We start from the raw sequence: 14,780 nt of genomic DNA on the forward strand, positions 1-14,780 counted from the left end.
CCGCGTTACCCTGTGCTTCACATCCGGTGCTGTCCGGGGGAGGTGCAATGTCATCGGTCTTCGCGGTGCCGGAGCTGATGTCAGCTGCTGCAACGGAGTTGAGGTCTATCGGCTCGGCTGTCAACTCGGCCGACATTATTGCGGCGACTCCTACGATTGCGATCCCCGCCGCCGCAGCCGATGAAGTGTCGGCGGCAATCGCCGCGCTCTTCGGGCGGCACGCGCTGAACTATCAGACAGCAGCCGCGCGGGCGCACGCCTATCACATCCGGTTCGTGCGGGCCCTCACCGCGAGCGGGGCATCGTATGCCGGCGCCGAGTCCGCCGCCGCGGCGGCCCTGAACCCCCTCAACGATCTACTCAACCTCATCAACGCGCCCACTGAGCTGCTGCTCGGCCGGCCATTGATCGGCAGCGGCACCGACGGCGCCGCGGGGACCGGAGCCGACGGCGGGGCCGGTGGCCTGTTGTTCGGCAACGGCGGATCCGGTGGATCCGGTGGAGGGATCCATCCGGCGGGTGGAAAGGGCGGCGCCGCAGGGCTTTTCGGCAACGGCGGGGCAGGCGGCGCCGGTGCCGCCGGAGCGGTCGGCGGCACCGGCGGAAACGGCGGCTGGCTCTTCGGCAACGGCGGGCAGGGCGGTGTTGGCGGTGACGCGCCGACCGGTATCGGCGGGTTGGGTGGCGCGGGCGGTCAGGCCATTCTGTTGGGTGCGGGCGGGATCGGCGGCGCCGGCGGCTTGGGCGCCAACGGCGGCGGTAACGGCGGAGCGGGCGGTTGGGGCGGCCTGTTGGCCGGCAGCGGCGGCGCCGGCGGTGCCGGCGGCAGTGCGACCACCGCGGGCAACGGTGGTGCCGGCGGTGCCGGCGGCAACGCCTGGCTGATTGGAGACGGCGGCGCCGGTGGCCACGGAGCCGCCGCGACGGCTCCGGTCGCGACCGCCGGACTGGGTGGAGCCGGCGGCGGCGGCGGCACCGGCGGGCTGGTGTTGGGCAATGGCGGCATCGGAGGTGAGGGCGGGGCCAGCGCTGCCGGCGGCACCGGCGGAACGGGTGGATTCGGCGGCAACGCCGGATTCATCGGGACCGGCGGCGCGGGCGGCGCGGGTGGCCAGGGGGGTGGTCATTTCAGCGAGACCGCAGGCACGGGCGGCAACGGCGGCGCGGGCGGGCTGGTCTTCGGCAACGGCGGGGCCGGCGGAGCGGGCGGGGACGCTCTGGCCCAGGCGGCGGGCGCCGGCGGCGCCGGCGGTCTGGGCGGAAATGGCGGCGCCGCCCGCCTGTTGGGCGATGGCGGGGCCGGCGGGGCGGGCGGCGGCGGAGGGCGTGCGGACGGCGCCGGCGAGACCGGGGGCGCCGGAGCCCGTGGCGGTCGCGGCGGGGCGGGTGGTTGGGTGTTCGGAAACGGTGCGGTGGGCGGTCGCGGCGGAGCCGGCGGGCCCTCAGCAACCGGTAGCGGCGGATCAGGCGGCGCCGGCGGCGACGGCGGGTCCACCAGCCTGATCGGCGACGGGGGCGACGGCGGCGCCGGCGGTACCGGTGGCACCGGAACGCCCAACGGTGCCGTCGGGAGCTCGGGCGACGGCGGCGCCGGCGGACTGCTGTTCGGTCGCGACGGCACCGCTGGCTGATCCGAAAGTCATTGCGAACGTGCGCATTTGAATGCGACGCCGATCCCTTCAGGCGGTGGTGCCGGCTGCAGGCATCCGTATGGCTGCACGCCGGCCGCGCTGAACCGGGCCGCCGACTGGTGCGCGTAATTCGCACACACCAGCCCGCCCTGCTCGGAGCGGCAACCGTAGTCGCCGAAGGTCAACGAGTCCCCGCCGGACAGCTCGGCGCCGGTGCCGGCCAGGAACGGTCCCGGATCGGCGCGCGCAGCCCCGACCTGCAGGCTCGTCCCGTCGAAATCGACCCAGCCGCCCTTCCAGTCGCCGTACGCCGTATCCGGCCGGGGCGGCGGAGTGGTGAGGTTGACCAGACACGACAGCACTCCTGCGATGTGCCTGGAGTCCGTCGTGCATTTCACCTTGCCCCCGGGGGCGCTGAAGGCGACATTCCCGTCGAGTTGGTAGCGCGCCGGATCGGCCGGATGCGCCGCTTTGATCCAGGCGATGACCGCGGCGATCGGTGTTCCGGCCGCCGGCGGCCCTGAAGCAGCGGTTGACGGGAGGGCGGGCGGGGCCGGCGCGGCATTACCGCCGACGGTGTGCGAGCAGCCGGCGATCAGCAACGGGATGGCGACCAGCGCGGGGATCCGCATTCCGAAAGGCTAACCGCCGCACACCAGATTTTGGCGCTGCGCACGCCGTCGCCGCGGTGCGTCCGATAACGTCGAAGTATGCATGAGCGCATCGTCCGCGCCCGCACCACCGCCGGTACCGTCGAAGGCTTCACCCGCGACGGGGTGAATCGCTGGCGTTCGATCCCGTATGCCAGGCCGCCGGTGGGGCCGCTGCGCTACCGCGCACCGCAGCCCGTGCAGCCCTGGTCGGGCGTGCGGCACTGTCACGGATTCGCCAACTGCGCACCCCAGCAGCGCCGCTACACCATGCTCGGGGTGGGCCGGTATCAGCCGATGAGCGAGGACTGCCTGACCCTCAATGTCGTCACACCCGAGGTCGGCTCCGCTGAACCACTGCCGGTCATGGTCTTCATTCACGGCGGTGGCTACATCCTGGGCAGCTCGGCGACCCCGTTGTATGACGGCGCCGCGCTCGCTCGTCGCGGCTGCGTGTATGTGTCGGTCAACTACCGGCTGGGCGCGCTCGGATGCCTGGACCTGTCGTCGTTGTCGACCCAGGACGTCACGATCGACAGCAACCTCTATCTTCGCGACCTGGTCATGGCGCTGGGCTGGGTCAAGGACAACATCGCCAACTTCGGCGGCGACCCTGACAACGTCACCGTCTTCGGCGAAAGCGCCGGCGCGCACATCACCGCCACGCTGCTGGCCGTGCCCGCGGCGGCGGGCCTTTTCCACCGGGCGATCTCCGAGAGCCCGGCGGCCGGCATGACTCGTTCGACGGAGGTCGCCGCCGAGTTCGCGACTCGATTCGCAGAGTTGCTGGGTGCGCGCAGCAGGGACGCGGCCGGCGCGCTGATGCGGGCCTCCGCAGCCGAACTGATCGACACCCAGCACCGGCTCATTGAGCAGGGCATGCGGAAACGCCTGGGCGCCTTCCCCATCGGCCCGGTCTTCGGCGACGACGTCGTGCCGGTCGATCCCGTCGAGGCGATGCGGTCCGGTCAGGCACACCGGGTTCCGCTCATCGTGGGCACCAATGCCGAAGAGGGACGCTTGTTCACCCGCTTCCTCGGCATGCTGCCGACCAACAAAGTAATGGTCGAAGCACTGCTTGCCGAAGTGGAACCCGCTGCGCGCGAACGCATTACCGCGGCGTACCCGAAGTACCCGAAGCCCGAGGCGTGCATTCAGCTCGGTGGTGACTTCGCGTTCAGCGCGGCAGCCTGGCAGATCGCCGAGGCGCACACCCACCATGCGCCCACCTACCTGTACCGCTACGACTACGCCCCGCGGACATTGCAGTGGTCGGGCTTCGGGGCCACCCATGCCACCGAATTGTTCGCGGTCTTCGACATCTACCGCACCAGGTTCGGGGCTTTGCTCACCGCCGCAGCCGACCGGGGTCCCGCTCTGCGGGTCAGCAATGACGTGCAACGACGCTGGCGCTCGTTCAGCCGTTCCGGTGTTCCGGGTGACGACTGGCCGGTCTACACCCACCAGGACCGTGCCGTCCTGGTTTTCGATCGCAAATCACGCATCGAGTTCGACCCGCATCAGCGTCGCCGGTTGGCCTGGGACGGCTTCACCCTGGCCCGCTGACCTGGCACGCTGACCCCCATGGTTTCCAACACCGACCAAGCCGTCGAGCGGCCCGGCGACCTCACCCCCGAGTGGCTGACCGCCACCATCCGTGCCGGCACCGTCTCCGGCTTCACCGCCGAGCGCATCGGCACGGGCCAGATGAGCGAGTGCTACCGCATCGGGTTGAGCTACGTCGAACCGGAAGCCGACCCGGATGTGAAGCCGCGGCCGGCATCGGTGGTGCTGAAGGTCGCCGCTACCGACCCGCTGAGCCGGCAGACCGGATCGGCGCTGGGCCTCTACGAGCGTGAGGTCCGTTTCTACCATGACATCGCGCCGCGCCTGGGCGGGGCCGTCGCGCCGTGCTACCACGCCGCGATCAACGTCTCCACCGGGGTGTTCGATCTGCTGCTCGACGACGCCGGACCAGCCGCTGTCGGTGACGAAATCGCCGGTGCCACAAGTGAACAGGCGTTGTTGAGCGTCACCGAGCTGGGCCGTCTGCACGGTCCCCTGTTGGGCGACACCACGTTGGCCGACGCGCCGTGGCTGAACCGGAAATCACCGCTGAGTCAAGCGATGCTCTCTCCGCTCTACGCCGGTTTCATCGAGCGATACGCAGACCGGATCGTCCCGGCGCACCGCACCGTATGTGAGCGCCTGGTAGGCGCCTTCGATGGCTACCTGGCGCAGGAAACGGCCCGCGACACAATCGAGGGCCTGGTACACGGTGACTATCGTCTGGACAACCTGTTGTTCGGGTCTGCGGGAGCCAAACGTGCGCTGACCGTGGTGGATTGGCAAACAGTTTCCTGGGGCCCGGCGTTCACCGATCTGGCGTACTTCCTGGGTTGCGCGCTGCCGGCGGCGGACCGTCGCGCGCAGTACGACGAGCTGTTGCAGGCCTACCACCAGGCGCTCGGGCCGCAACCCCCCGTCACCGTCGCCCAGGTCCGCGAAGGCGTACGGCACCAGAGTTTCTTCGGGGTGATGATGGCCATCGTCTCGTCCATGCTGGTTGAGCGGACCGAGCGCGGCGACACATTGTTCATGACGATGCTGGAACGGCACTGCCAGCACGTCCTGGACGTCGACGCGCTGGCACTATTGCCCGACGCCGAGGCGCCGAAGCCACTGCTGCCGGCACCGGAAGACGAACGAGCGCACCCGCCCACCGACGAACCGCTGTGGAGCGAAAGCTGGTACGCCGACTTCGTCGACGCAGCAGAAGGATTAGCTGGCTGGTTTCGCATCGGGCTGATCCCGAACCAGCAGACAGCATGGATTCATGCGCTGTTGTGCGGACCCGACGAGGCGACCGTCGCCGTCGACTGTCAGATACCGCTGCCGCCGGACCCGTGGACGGTGCGGACCGAGGCGGTTGAACTGGCTCACTCCACTTATGCCCCACTGCAGACCTATCATGTCGACCTCAAGGCCAAAGGCCAGTCCTACCAAGATCCCTCGGCACTGCTGCGCGGCGAACCGGGTGAGCCGGTCGAGCTCGCGATCAACCTGGCCTGGACCACCGACGGTATCCCGTATCAGTACCGGCTGACCACCCGCTATGAGATCCCGTGCACCGTCTCGGGCACCGTCACGATCAAACACGCCCGCTACCAGATCGATTCGGTGCCCGGACAGCGCGACCACTCGTGGGGGGTGCGCGACTGGTGGTCCATGGACTGGATGTGGACCGCGCTGCATCTCGAGGACGGCACGCACCTGCACGGTGTGCGCATCCAAATCCCCGGCAACCCGGCGTTCAGCCTCGGCTACGCCCAGGACCGCACCGGCAGCATCACCGACCTGACCGCGGTCGACATCAGGGAGGCCTTCGGCGCCAACGGATTACCCGAGAACCAGACGCTGACGATGCAACCGGCGGGGATCACCGCCGACGTCGTAATCCGTGCGCATGCCCCGGTCCGGTTGGTCGCCGCCGACGGGCGGGTGAGCCACTTTCCGCGCGCCTGGGTCGACGTGATCACCGACGACGGGCGAGGCGGCGCCGGCTGGATGGAATGGAACCGCAGTCAGGTCGACCACGGTCAGTGACACGCACACTCGTGGTGATCGGGGTGTCCGGGTCGGGCAAGTCAACCGTCGGCGCCGCGCTGGCCCAGCGGTTGGGAGTGCCGTTCGAGGATGCGGACCACCTGCATCCGAGTGCCAACATCGCCGAGATGGCGTCGGGTCAGCCGCTGACCGACGGTGACCGCCACCCGTGGTTGGACACAGTGGGTGAGTGGCTGGCCACACACCCCGGAGGCGTGATGAGTTGTTCGGCGCTCAAACGTGCATACCGGGACCGGCTGCGCAGGTGGTGCCCGTCCGTATATTTCCTGCACCTGCGGGGCCAACCCGAACTCATCGCCCGGCGCCTGGCCGCCAGGCCCGGTCACTTCATGCCCGCAACCTTGCTGCACGCGCAACTCGACACGCTGGAACCACTCGGCGCCGACGAACCGGGGGTCGTCATAGACATCGACGACCGCGACGTGAACGCGATCGTCGACGCCTTTCTGGCAAGCGCTGCGTAGCGCCGCTAGCGGCCCCAGCGCTTGCGGCCGCTGCTGAGCTGATCGTCGAAACGGTCGCGGGCCGTCTCGGCCAGCTCGTTGCCGCGGGTCACCGCCGTGTCAGCGAGCCTCGCACCGCGTTCGCGTGCGGTCTCGGCGAGCTCCAGCCCGCGCTCGCGAGCGGTGTCGGCCAACTTCTCGCTCCGCTTGCGCGCGGCTTCGGCGTACGGGGCACTGCGATCGACGGCCTGGTGGGCTAGCTTTTCACCACGTTTGCGGGCCTTCTTGGCGTACGGCCTGCTCTTCTCGGCCGCCGTGCTGGCCAGTTCGCGGCTGCGCTCCAAGGCGGCCTCGGCGTAGGGGGCGCTGCGCTCGGCAGCCGTGCTGGCCAATTCCCGCCCCCGCTCGAGTGCGGCCTCGGCGTAAGGCGCGCTCTTTTCGGCGGCCGTACTGGCGAGTTCGCGGCCTCGTTCGGCGCCGGCCTGCAGCCCGTGCACGATCTTCTCGCCCAAATCGGAGTCCAGCATGTCGTGGGATGAGCCCGGCAGCGCCCCGGACACCTTGTCGGACAGCCGCTCGGCGGCACGGCGCCCGCGCCACCCCAGCGACGGCTTACCCGCCGTGTCGGCCGACGCGATGAGCAACCCACCCAGCAAACTCACGTCGGCCAGGAACGCGCGGCGCTTTTCGGCCTTGCGCTCGGGGTCGGCTTCATTCCAGAACATGTGGGTCCCGAGGTTGCCCGGGATCACCGTCAGCGCCAGCGCGGCCGAGGCCAGTCGGGGCAACTTGCCGACGGCCAGCAGCACACCACCGCCGATTTGGACGGCGGCGTTGATCTGAGCGAACGTCTCCGCATCCGCAGGGATGTTGCTGCTCACCGAATCCGGCAGCGACTGCAACCCGCTCACCGTCGGCTGGGCAGCTTGAGCAGCAGGTTTCGGGTTGAGCAGGGCGTCCACTCCCTGGCCGATGAAGACGGCTGACAACATGGGTCGAGCGATTCTGCGGATCAACATGGCCGCTGTGTTCCCCGGCCGGACGGTAGACAAACCCGCCGGATCGAAGACAGCTCGGCGATATGGTGGACGGCATGCGGGCGTTGATCATCGTCGACGTGCAGAGCGATTTCTGCGAGGGTGGTGCGCTACCCGTGGCGGGGGCGCGCACGGTGGTGGACAAGATCAACGACTATCTCGCCGTCGATCGGGGTTACCACCACGTCGTCGCCACCAAGGACTTCCACATCGACCCGGGCAACCACTTCGCCGACGACCCGGACTACTATCTGTCGTGGCCACCGCACTGTCGTGCGGGCAGCAGCGGCGCGGAGTTCGCCGGCGACCTCGACACCGCCCGGATCGAGGCGGTCTTTCGCAAGGGCGCCTACGCCGCGGCTTACAGCGGCTTCGAGGGCATCGACGAAAACGGGACGTCACTGCTGGACTGGCTGCGGCGCCACCACGTCGACGAGGTCGACGTGGTGGGTGTGGCCACCGATCACTGCGTGCGGCACACCGCCCACGACGCGGCCCGGGCCGGGCTGGTCACCAGGGTGCTGATCGACATGACGGCGGGGGTGTCCGCGGACACCACGGCCCAGGCGCTCTATGACATGCACACCGCCAGAATCGAATTGATCGGACACAAGCCATGACGACAGCGCACCGAGACGACCTGCTGGCCGCTGTGGAGCGGTCACCGCAAGCGGTTTCGGTGCACGACCGCCAGGCATGGGTGCAGGTTTTCGCCGATGACGCACGCGTCGAAGACCCGGTGGGGTCGAGCCCGCACGTCGGGCACGATCAGATCTACCGGTTCTACGACACGTTCATCGGTCCGCGCAGCATCACCTTCCACCGCGATGTCGATGTCGTAACCGGTTCCTCGGTCCTTCGCGATCTCGAACTCGAGGTGGCGATGGGCACGGCAGTGACGATGCGCATCCCCGCCTTCCTGCGCTACGACCTGCGCGAGGTGGACGGCGTGTGGAAAGTGGCCCGACTGCGTGCGTACTGGGAATTGCCGGCCATGATGATGCAATTCCTCAAAACCGGGTCCGAGGCACTGACGCCGGGCTTACAACTCGGCAAGGGGCTGCTCGCTAACCAGGGTCCCCGCGGCGCCGCCGGATTCATGGCCGGCTTCCGCCGGGTGGGCACCCGGCACAAGAGGCTGGTCGACCGTTTTCTGCGTGCCGCCGCCCGCGGCGACGTGGACGCCGCTCGCGCGGCCTTGTCCTTCACCGCACCAATAACTTTGGGGGACAGTGCCCCACTCGGCGTAACTGAGCTGGGCCAACGGCTGCGCGGCGCCGAATGGTCCAAGGTGATTGCCGCGGGATCCACCGTCGTGGTGTCGGTAGCCTCCGATCAGGGGCGGGGCATCGTATTCGCCGACGTGGCCCGGCTCGGCAACAAGATCAACGCGGTCCGCTACTTCCCGGCCTGATCACCGCACCGTCGACAACGCCAACGAGAGCAGCGAGAGCAGCAGATAGGCGCCCGGGAACGCGATGTTGAAAAACACGCGCGCCCGCACGTGTGCCGTTCGAGGCGATCGCGCCCGCACCAGCTCGAGGTGCTCGGCTGTCACCGGCGACCCCGAACGCCTGCGCAACGCGATTCTCACGCTGCCGTCTTGAGCACCGATCTTCGCGATGTCGCGCATACCGGGCAGACCACGGGACTCTCGACTAAGAAGTAGATCAGGTACCGCCGCGGGTGGGCGGCAGCGGACTGGGATCCGGGAGCGCGATGATCGAGAAGTCATTCGGGCGGCGCAGCCTGCTACGAGGCGCCGGGGCGTTCGCGCTGGCGCCGTGGGCCGCCGGGTGCGCCTCTGACGATGACGACGCGCTGACCTTTTTCTTCGCGGCGAACCCGGACGAGGTTCGCCCGCGGATGCGGGTGGTCAACGAGTTCCAGCGCCGGCACCCCGACATCAAGGTCCGGCCGCTGCTGTCCGGACCCGGAGTGATGCAGCAGTTGTCGACGTTCTGTGCGGGCGGCAAGTGTCCGGATGTGTTGATGACCTGGGAACTCACCTACGCCGAACTCGCCGACCGGGGCGTGCTACTGGACCTCAATTCGCTGTTGGCGCGTGACCAGGTCTTTGCCGAGCAGCTCAGGGCGGACAGCATCGACGCGTTGTACCGGACATTCACCTACCCGGCCGGCCCCCATGGCGGCCAGTACGCATTGCCGGAGCAATGGTCGGGCAACTTCTTGTTCTATAACAAGGCGATCTTCGATGCCGCCGGGCTGAGCCCGCCGCCGGGTACCTGGCAGCAGGCGTGGAGCTTCGCAGACTTCCTGGACGCAGCCCGGGCCCTCACCAGACGGGAGACTTCCGGACGGGTCACGCAGTGGGGGTTCGTCAACGCCTGGGTGTCGTTCTATTCGGCCGGCCTGTTCGCCATGAACAACGGCGTGAGGTGGTCGTCCCCGCGGACCAACCCGACCCACCTCAATTTCGACGACGACGCCTTCGTCGAGGCGGTGCAGTTCTACGCCGACCTGATCAACAAGTACAGGGTCTCGCCCAGCGCCTCTGACCAGCAGTCGATGTCCAACGCTGACCTGTTCTCCGCGGGCAGGGCGGCTATCGCGCTGGGTGGACACTGGCGATATCAGACGTTCGACCGCGCCGACGGACTGGATTTCGATGTCGCACCCTTGCCATTGGGGCCGCGCGGGCAAACCGCCTGCTCGAACATCGGCGTCACGGGTCTGGCTATCGCGGCGAGCAGCAAGCGGAAGGAGCAGGCGTGGGAGTTCGTCAAGTTCGCCAGCGGCCCGGTCGGCCAGGCATTGATCGGTGAATCGCGATTGTTCGTGCCGGTGCTGCGGTCCGCGATCCACTCCCAAGGATTCGAGGACGCACACCGCAGGATCGGTAACCTGGCCGTGCTGACCGAGGGACGGGCGGTTTCGGTAGGCCTGCCGATCACACCGGCATGGGAGAAGGTGGTCGCCTTGATGGACCGCAACTTCGGACCGGTGCTGCGCGGTGCGCGCCCGGCGAGTTCGCTCAGCGGACTGTCGCGGGCCGTCGACGAGGTGCTGCGCAATCCATGACCGCAGTCGAAGCACCCGCAGCAGGGTCCGGAAGGATCCGCCCTTGGCGCCGACGGGATTGGGCCGGAAGGCTTTTCATCGCACCGAACTTGGCTGCGGTGCTCGTTTTCATGCTGTTCCCGCTCGGCTTTTCGCTCTACATGAGCGTCCACAGGTGGGACGTGTTCACCCCGGCCACGTTTGTCGGCATGGACAACTTCCGTCACCTGTTCACCTCGGATCCGCTGTTTCTGATCGCGTTGCGCAATAGTGTGATCTACACCGTGGGGACCGTTGTGCCCACCGTCCTGATCAGCCTGGTGGTCGCCGGCGTGCTCAACCGGAAAGTCCGGGGAATAGCGGTCTTTCGGACCATCGTCTTTGTGCCACTGGCGATTTCATCGGTCGTCATGGCGGTGGTGTGGCAGTTCGTGTTCAACACTGACAACGGGTTGCTCAACATCATGCTCGGCTGGGTCGGTATCGGCCCGATTCCGTGGCTGGTCGAACCGCACTGGGCCATGGTGTCGTTGTGCATGGTCGGCGTGTGGCGCAGCGTTCCGTTCGCGACCGTGGTACTGCTCGCCGCGATGCAGGGCATTCCCGAAACGGTTTATGAGGCAGCCCGAATCGACGGCGCGGGCGAGATCCGCCAGTTCGCGTTCATTACGGTTCCGCTGGTCCGCGGTGCGATGTCGTTCGTAGTGGTCATCTCGATCATCCACGCGTTCCAGGCTTTCGACCTCGTCTACGTGCTCACCGGTGCTAACGGCGGACCCGAAACCGGTACCTACGTCCTGGGCATCATGCTTTTTCAGCACGCGTTCTCGTTCCTGGAATTCGGTTATGCATCCGCTCTCGCGTGGGTGATGTTCGCCATCCTGCTCGTGCTGACGGTGCTGCAGTTGCGCGGCACCCGCCGCCGTACCTGGGAAGCGTCCCGTGGTCTCGGCTAGACGCGCCGTGTTCCGCGCTGCCGCGTCTTACGCCGCGCTGATCCTGGTTGCCTGGTGCGCGTTGTTTCCCATCCTGTGGGCGCTCTCGGGGTCCCTGAAAAAGGAGGGCGAGATCAGCGAACCCAGTTTGTTCCCGTCCAGCCCTCAGTTTTCGAACTACACGACGGTGTTCGACCTGATGCCGTTCTGGCGCATGTTCCTCAACACCGTTCTCTATGCCGGATGCGTCACGTGCGGCCAGGTGGTGTTCTGTTCTCTGGCGGGATATGCATTCGCGCGGTTGGACTTTCGTGGCAGGGACACCCTGTTCCTGTTCTATCTGGGTACGTTGATGGTGCCGCTGACGGTGACCGTGATTCCGCAGTTCATCGTGATGCGGACCCTGGGCTGGGTAGACACGCCCTGGGCTATGATCGTGCCGGGTTTGTTCGGTAGCGCATTCGGCACCTACCTGATGCGGCAGTTCTTCCGCACCCTGCCGACCGATCTCGAGGAGGCGGCGATTCTCGACGGGTGTTCGCCGTGGCAGATCTACTGGCGCATTCTGCTGCCGCACGCCAGGCCCGCGGTGATGGTTTTGGCGGTGCTGACCTGGGTCAGCGTGTGGAACGACTTTCTGTGGCCGTTGTTGATGATCCAACGCAGCAGCCTCGCCACGTTGACGCTCGGGTTGGTCCGGCTCCGCGGCGAATACGTGGCCCGCTGGCCCGTATTGATGGCGACCTCGATGCTGATCCTGCTGCCGCTGGTCATGGTGTACGCGTTCGCCCAGCGCTCGTTCGTACGCGGCATCGTCGTGACCGGAATGGGTGGTTAGCCGTGGCCTCGGTGAGCTTCGAGCAGGCGACACGGCGCTACCCCGGCACCGATCGAGCGGCCCTGGATCGACTGGATCTCGATGTCGGCGACGGCGAGTTCATGGTCCTGGTCGGACCGTCCGGATGCGGCAAGACGACGTCGCTGCGGATGCTGGCCGGACTGGAAAGCCTGGATTCCGGACGCATCCGGATCGGCGAGCGCGATGTCACCAAGCTCGATCCCAAGGACCGCGACGTCGCGATGGTGTTTCAGAACTACGCGCTCTACCCGCACATGACCGTGGCGCAGAATATGGGCTTTGCGCTCAAGGTCGCCAAAACCCCGAAAACCCAGATCCGCGAACGTGTCTTGGCCGCGGCGCAGATGCTGGACTTGGAGCGGTATCTGGACCGCAAGCCCAAAGACCTGTCCGGAGGGCAACGGCAGCGGGTGGCGATGGGACGGGCGATCGTGCGCCGCCCGCAGGTTTTTCTCATGGACGAGCCCCTGTCGAACCTGGACGCCAAACTGCGGGTGCAGACCCGCAACCAGATTGCGGCATTGCAACGCCAACTCGGGACCACCACGGTGTACGTCACCCACGATCAGATCGAAGCCATGACGATGGGTGACCGGGTCGCAGTGCTGTGCGACGGGATACTCCAACAATGTGCCGCACCGCGCGAGCTCTACCGCAACCCGGGAAACGTCTTCGTCGCCGGGTTCATCGGGTCGCCCGCGATGAACCTGTTCACCGTTCCCGTCGTCGACTCCGCCGTGTCGCTGGGTGACTTCGTCATCGAGGTGCCGCGCGAGATCGCAGGCGCCGCTGACGAAATCGTCGTAGGGGTACGTCCCGAGCACTTCGAACTCGGCAGCATCGGCGTCGAGATGGAGGTCGACGTAGTCGAAGAACTGGGCGCAGACGCATACCTCTACGGCCGGATCGCCGGAGCCGACACGGTGGTGAGCAAGCCTGTCATCGCCCGCACCGATGGTCGCGACCCGCCCGGGAGAGGCAGCCGCGTGCACCTGCACCCGCAGCCCGGGCACCTGCACTTCTTCGGTACCGACGGACATCGAATATCCTGACTTACAACCAATTTCGACCGTGCGGCGGCGCGCCGCGGCCCTGATCCCGGCTCGGGCTTCCTAGTATGACCGAGTGTCTGACCGCTATGGAAACGATGTACTGGCCGGCGGCCCGCCGCGCAAGCCCCGCTCGGTTGAGCACCAGGTAGAGCTTGGCATGGTGGTCGAGGACGCGCAGACGGGTTACGTTGGCGCGGTGGTCCGCGTCGAATACGGCCGCGTCGACCTCGAGGACCGGCACGGCAAGACGCGTGGGTTCCCGTTGGGACCGGGCTACCTGCTTGACGGTCAACCGGTGATCCTCACTCCGCCGCGGCGGTCGGGGACCGCCACCCCTACCCGCACGGCGTCGGGATCAGTCGCGGTGAAGGGGGTTCGGGCCCGGGTCGCCCGTGCCGGGAGGATTTACGTCGAGGGCCGCCACGACGCAGAACTCATCGCCCAGGTCTGGGGTGAAGACCTCAAGATCGAGGGCGTCGTCGTCGAACACCTCGGCGGCGTCGACGACCTGGTCGGAATCGTCAAGGAATTCCGGCCCGGGCCGGGTTGCCGTCTGGGCGTGCTGGTCGACCATCTCGTGCCGGGTTCGAAGGAGTCGCGTATTGCCGACGCGGTACGCAAGGGTCCCGGGGGAGCCGACACCCTGGTCGTCGGGCATCCCTACGTGGACATCTGGCAGGCCGTCAAGCCTCAGCGGCTCGGACTGACGGCGTGGCCGGCGGTGCCGCGTCACATCGCGTGGAAGCACGGCATCTGCCAGGCGCTCGGCTGGCCGCACGCGGATCAGGCCGACATTGCTGCGGCCTGGCGGCGCATCCGGTCGAAGGTCCGCGATTGGAATGACCTGGAACCGGCGCTGATCGGACGGGTCGAGGAACTTATCGATTTCGTGACGCTACCGGCGGAAGAGCGCTGTGATTGAGCTCACCGTCACGTTCGCCACTGCGTGCGGCACTAATGCTGTGACCGCACCTATGCAGAGAACTGGAGGAAGTGCATGACGAACGCGCTCGTCATCGATGCTGAGGGTCTGGACCGGCTGTCGTGTAACGCCAAGGCCGACCCCGCCACCGGAAAGAAGACCCTGAAGGCGAAGACCGTCTGTGAGGCCGGCTTCCGCAATATGACCTACGTGCGTGACCTCGCTCCGATGCTGGTCGGCGAACCGCCGGCCCTGCTCGGCGACGACTCGGCACCCAACCCTTCCGAAACCTGCCTGGCGGCGCTGGGATCGTGCATCTCGGTCGGACTGCTGGCCAACGCCACCCACCGCGGCGTGACTCTGACGAAGATCGAGGTCGAGATGGAAGGCGACATCGACATCTCCGCGGTGTGGGGCGTCGGTGACACACCCGACGGCAAGATCCTCGGCTTCACCGCAGTGCGCTGCAACGTGACTCTGGCGGGCGACGCTGACGATGCGACGCTGCGGGAGATCCACCACAATGCCATCGCGTGGTCGCCGGTTGTCAACACATTCAGGCGTCCCGTAACCGTCGACTCCGCGCTCTCCATCGGTTAGGCA

15 protein-coding genes are annotated in these 14,780 nt (G+C 67.4%); 12 read left to right on the top strand and 3 right to left on the bottom strand.

The features are described 5' to 3' along the window. Nucleotides 1-47: 47 nt before the first annotated feature. Nucleotides 48-1,631, top strand: coding sequence for a PE family protein (locus ACX9NE_RS21935; protein WP_459363181.1), 1,584 nt, complete (start codon nt 48-50; stop codon nt 1,629-1,631). Between the two features lie 8 nt (nt 1,632-1,639). Here the strand turns inward: ACX9NE_RS21935 and ACX9NE_RS21940 are convergent, their stop codons facing one another. Next, nucleotides 1,640-2,263 (bottom strand): hypothetical protein, encoded by a 624-nt coding sequence (locus tag ACX9NE_RS21940; protein WP_459363182.1) that lies wholly within the window; start codon nt 2,261-2,263, stop codon nt 1,640-1,642. Nucleotides 2,264-2,341: 78 nt separating this feature from the next. Here ACX9NE_RS21940 and ACX9NE_RS21945 point away from each other — a divergent pair, with 78 nt between their 5' ends. Genes ACX9NE_RS21945 through ACX9NE_RS21955 form a run of 3 tightly spaced genes read left to right on the top strand, consistent with a single transcriptional unit; the run spans nt 2,342 to nt 6,372 of the window. Beyond that, the gene (locus ACX9NE_RS21945) at nt 2,342-3,847 is read left to right on the top strand and encodes a carboxylesterase/lipase family protein (RefSeq protein ID WP_459363183.1); all 1,506 of its coding nucleotides are present in this window, start codon (nt 2,342-2,344) and stop codon (nt 3,845-3,847) included. Nucleotides 3,848-3,865: 18 nt separating this feature from the next. Further along, a complete protein-coding gene (locus ACX9NE_RS21950; RefSeq protein ID WP_459363184.1) occupies nt 3,866-5,887 on the top strand; it encodes a DUF7064 domain-containing protein in 2,022 nt (673 codons plus the stop codon). Then, a complete protein-coding gene (locus ACX9NE_RS21955; RefSeq protein WP_459363185.1) occupies nt 5,854-6,372 on the top strand; it encodes a gluconokinase in 519 nt (172 codons plus the stop codon). The genes ACX9NE_RS21950 and ACX9NE_RS21955 overlap by 34 nt, the downstream gene beginning before the upstream one ends. 5 nt (nt 6,373-6,377) lie before the next feature. Here ACX9NE_RS21955 and ACX9NE_RS21960 read toward each other — a convergent pair whose 3' ends face one another. Next, nucleotides 6,378-7,370: a DoxX family protein gene (locus ACX9NE_RS21960; protein WP_459363186.1), complete on the bottom strand. Its 993-nt coding sequence runs from the start codon at nt 7,368-7,370 to the stop codon at nt 6,378-6,380. Nucleotides 7,371-7,444: 74 nt separating this feature from the next. Between ACX9NE_RS21960 and ACX9NE_RS21965 the strand changes: the two genes are divergently transcribed. Together ACX9NE_RS21965 and ACX9NE_RS21970 are read left to right on the top strand one after the other, a co-directional pair. Beyond that, nucleotides 7,445-8,008 (top strand): isochorismatase family protein, encoded by a 564-nt coding sequence (locus ACX9NE_RS21965; protein WP_459363187.1) that lies wholly within the window; start codon nt 7,445-7,447, stop codon nt 8,006-8,008. Next, the gene (locus ACX9NE_RS21970; protein ID WP_459363188.1) at nt 8,005-8,802 is read left to right on the top strand and encodes a ketosteroid isomerase family protein; all 798 of its coding nucleotides are present in this window, start codon (nt 8,005-8,007) and stop codon (nt 8,800-8,802) included. The genes ACX9NE_RS21965 and ACX9NE_RS21970 overlap by 4 nt, the downstream gene beginning before the upstream one ends. Here ACX9NE_RS21970 and ACX9NE_RS21975 read toward each other — a convergent pair whose 3' ends face one another. After that, nucleotides 8,803-9,021 carry a hypothetical protein gene (locus ACX9NE_RS21975; RefSeq protein ID WP_459363189.1) on the bottom strand — a complete coding sequence of 73 codons (219 nt, stop codon included), beginning with the start codon at nt 9,019-9,021 and terminating at the stop codon, nt 8,803-8,805. A gap of 86 nt (nt 9,022-9,107) precedes the next feature. On the opposite strand from ACX9NE_RS21975, the gene ACX9NE_RS21980 reads away from it, so the two are divergent. The 6 genes from ACX9NE_RS21980 (at nt 9,108) to ACX9NE_RS22005 (ending at nt 14,777) form a co-directional block, all read left to right on the top strand. Continuing rightward, nucleotides 9,108-10,430, top strand: coding sequence for an ABC transporter substrate-binding protein (locus ACX9NE_RS21980; RefSeq protein WP_459363190.1), 1,323 nt, complete (start codon nt 9,108-9,110; stop codon nt 10,428-10,430). Further along, on the top strand, nt 10,427-11,365 hold the full coding sequence (locus ACX9NE_RS21985) for a carbohydrate ABC transporter permease (RefSeq protein WP_459363191.1): 939 nt from the start codon (nt 10,427-10,429) through the stop codon (nt 11,363-11,365). Before ACX9NE_RS21980 ends, ACX9NE_RS21985 begins: the two co-directional genes overlap by 4 nt. After that, a complete protein-coding gene (locus tag ACX9NE_RS21990) occupies nt 11,352-12,182 on the top strand; it encodes a carbohydrate ABC transporter permease (RefSeq protein ID WP_459363192.1) in 831 nt (276 codons plus the stop codon). The genes ACX9NE_RS21985 and ACX9NE_RS21990 overlap by 14 nt, the downstream gene beginning before the upstream one ends. A 2-nt stretch (nt 12,183-12,184) precedes the next feature. Further along, nucleotides 12,185-13,255, top strand: coding sequence for an ABC transporter ATP-binding protein (locus ACX9NE_RS21995; RefSeq protein WP_459363193.1), 1,071 nt, complete (start codon nt 12,185-12,187; stop codon nt 13,253-13,255). Nucleotides 13,256-13,328: 73 nt separating this feature from the next. Beyond that, nucleotides 13,329-14,177 (top strand): DUF3097 domain-containing protein, encoded by an 849-nt coding sequence (locus tag ACX9NE_RS22000; RefSeq protein ID WP_459363194.1) that lies wholly within the window; start codon nt 13,329-13,331, stop codon nt 14,175-14,177. Nucleotides 14,178-14,252: 75 nt separating this feature from the next. Further along, on the top strand, nt 14,253-14,777 hold the full coding sequence (locus ACX9NE_RS22005) for an OsmC family protein (RefSeq protein ID WP_459363195.1): 525 nt from the start codon (nt 14,253-14,255) through the stop codon (nt 14,775-14,777). Nucleotides 14,778-14,780: the final 3 nt, after the last annotated feature.

The sequence above is a fragment of the Mycobacterium sp. ML4 genome, assembly GCF_054515735.1.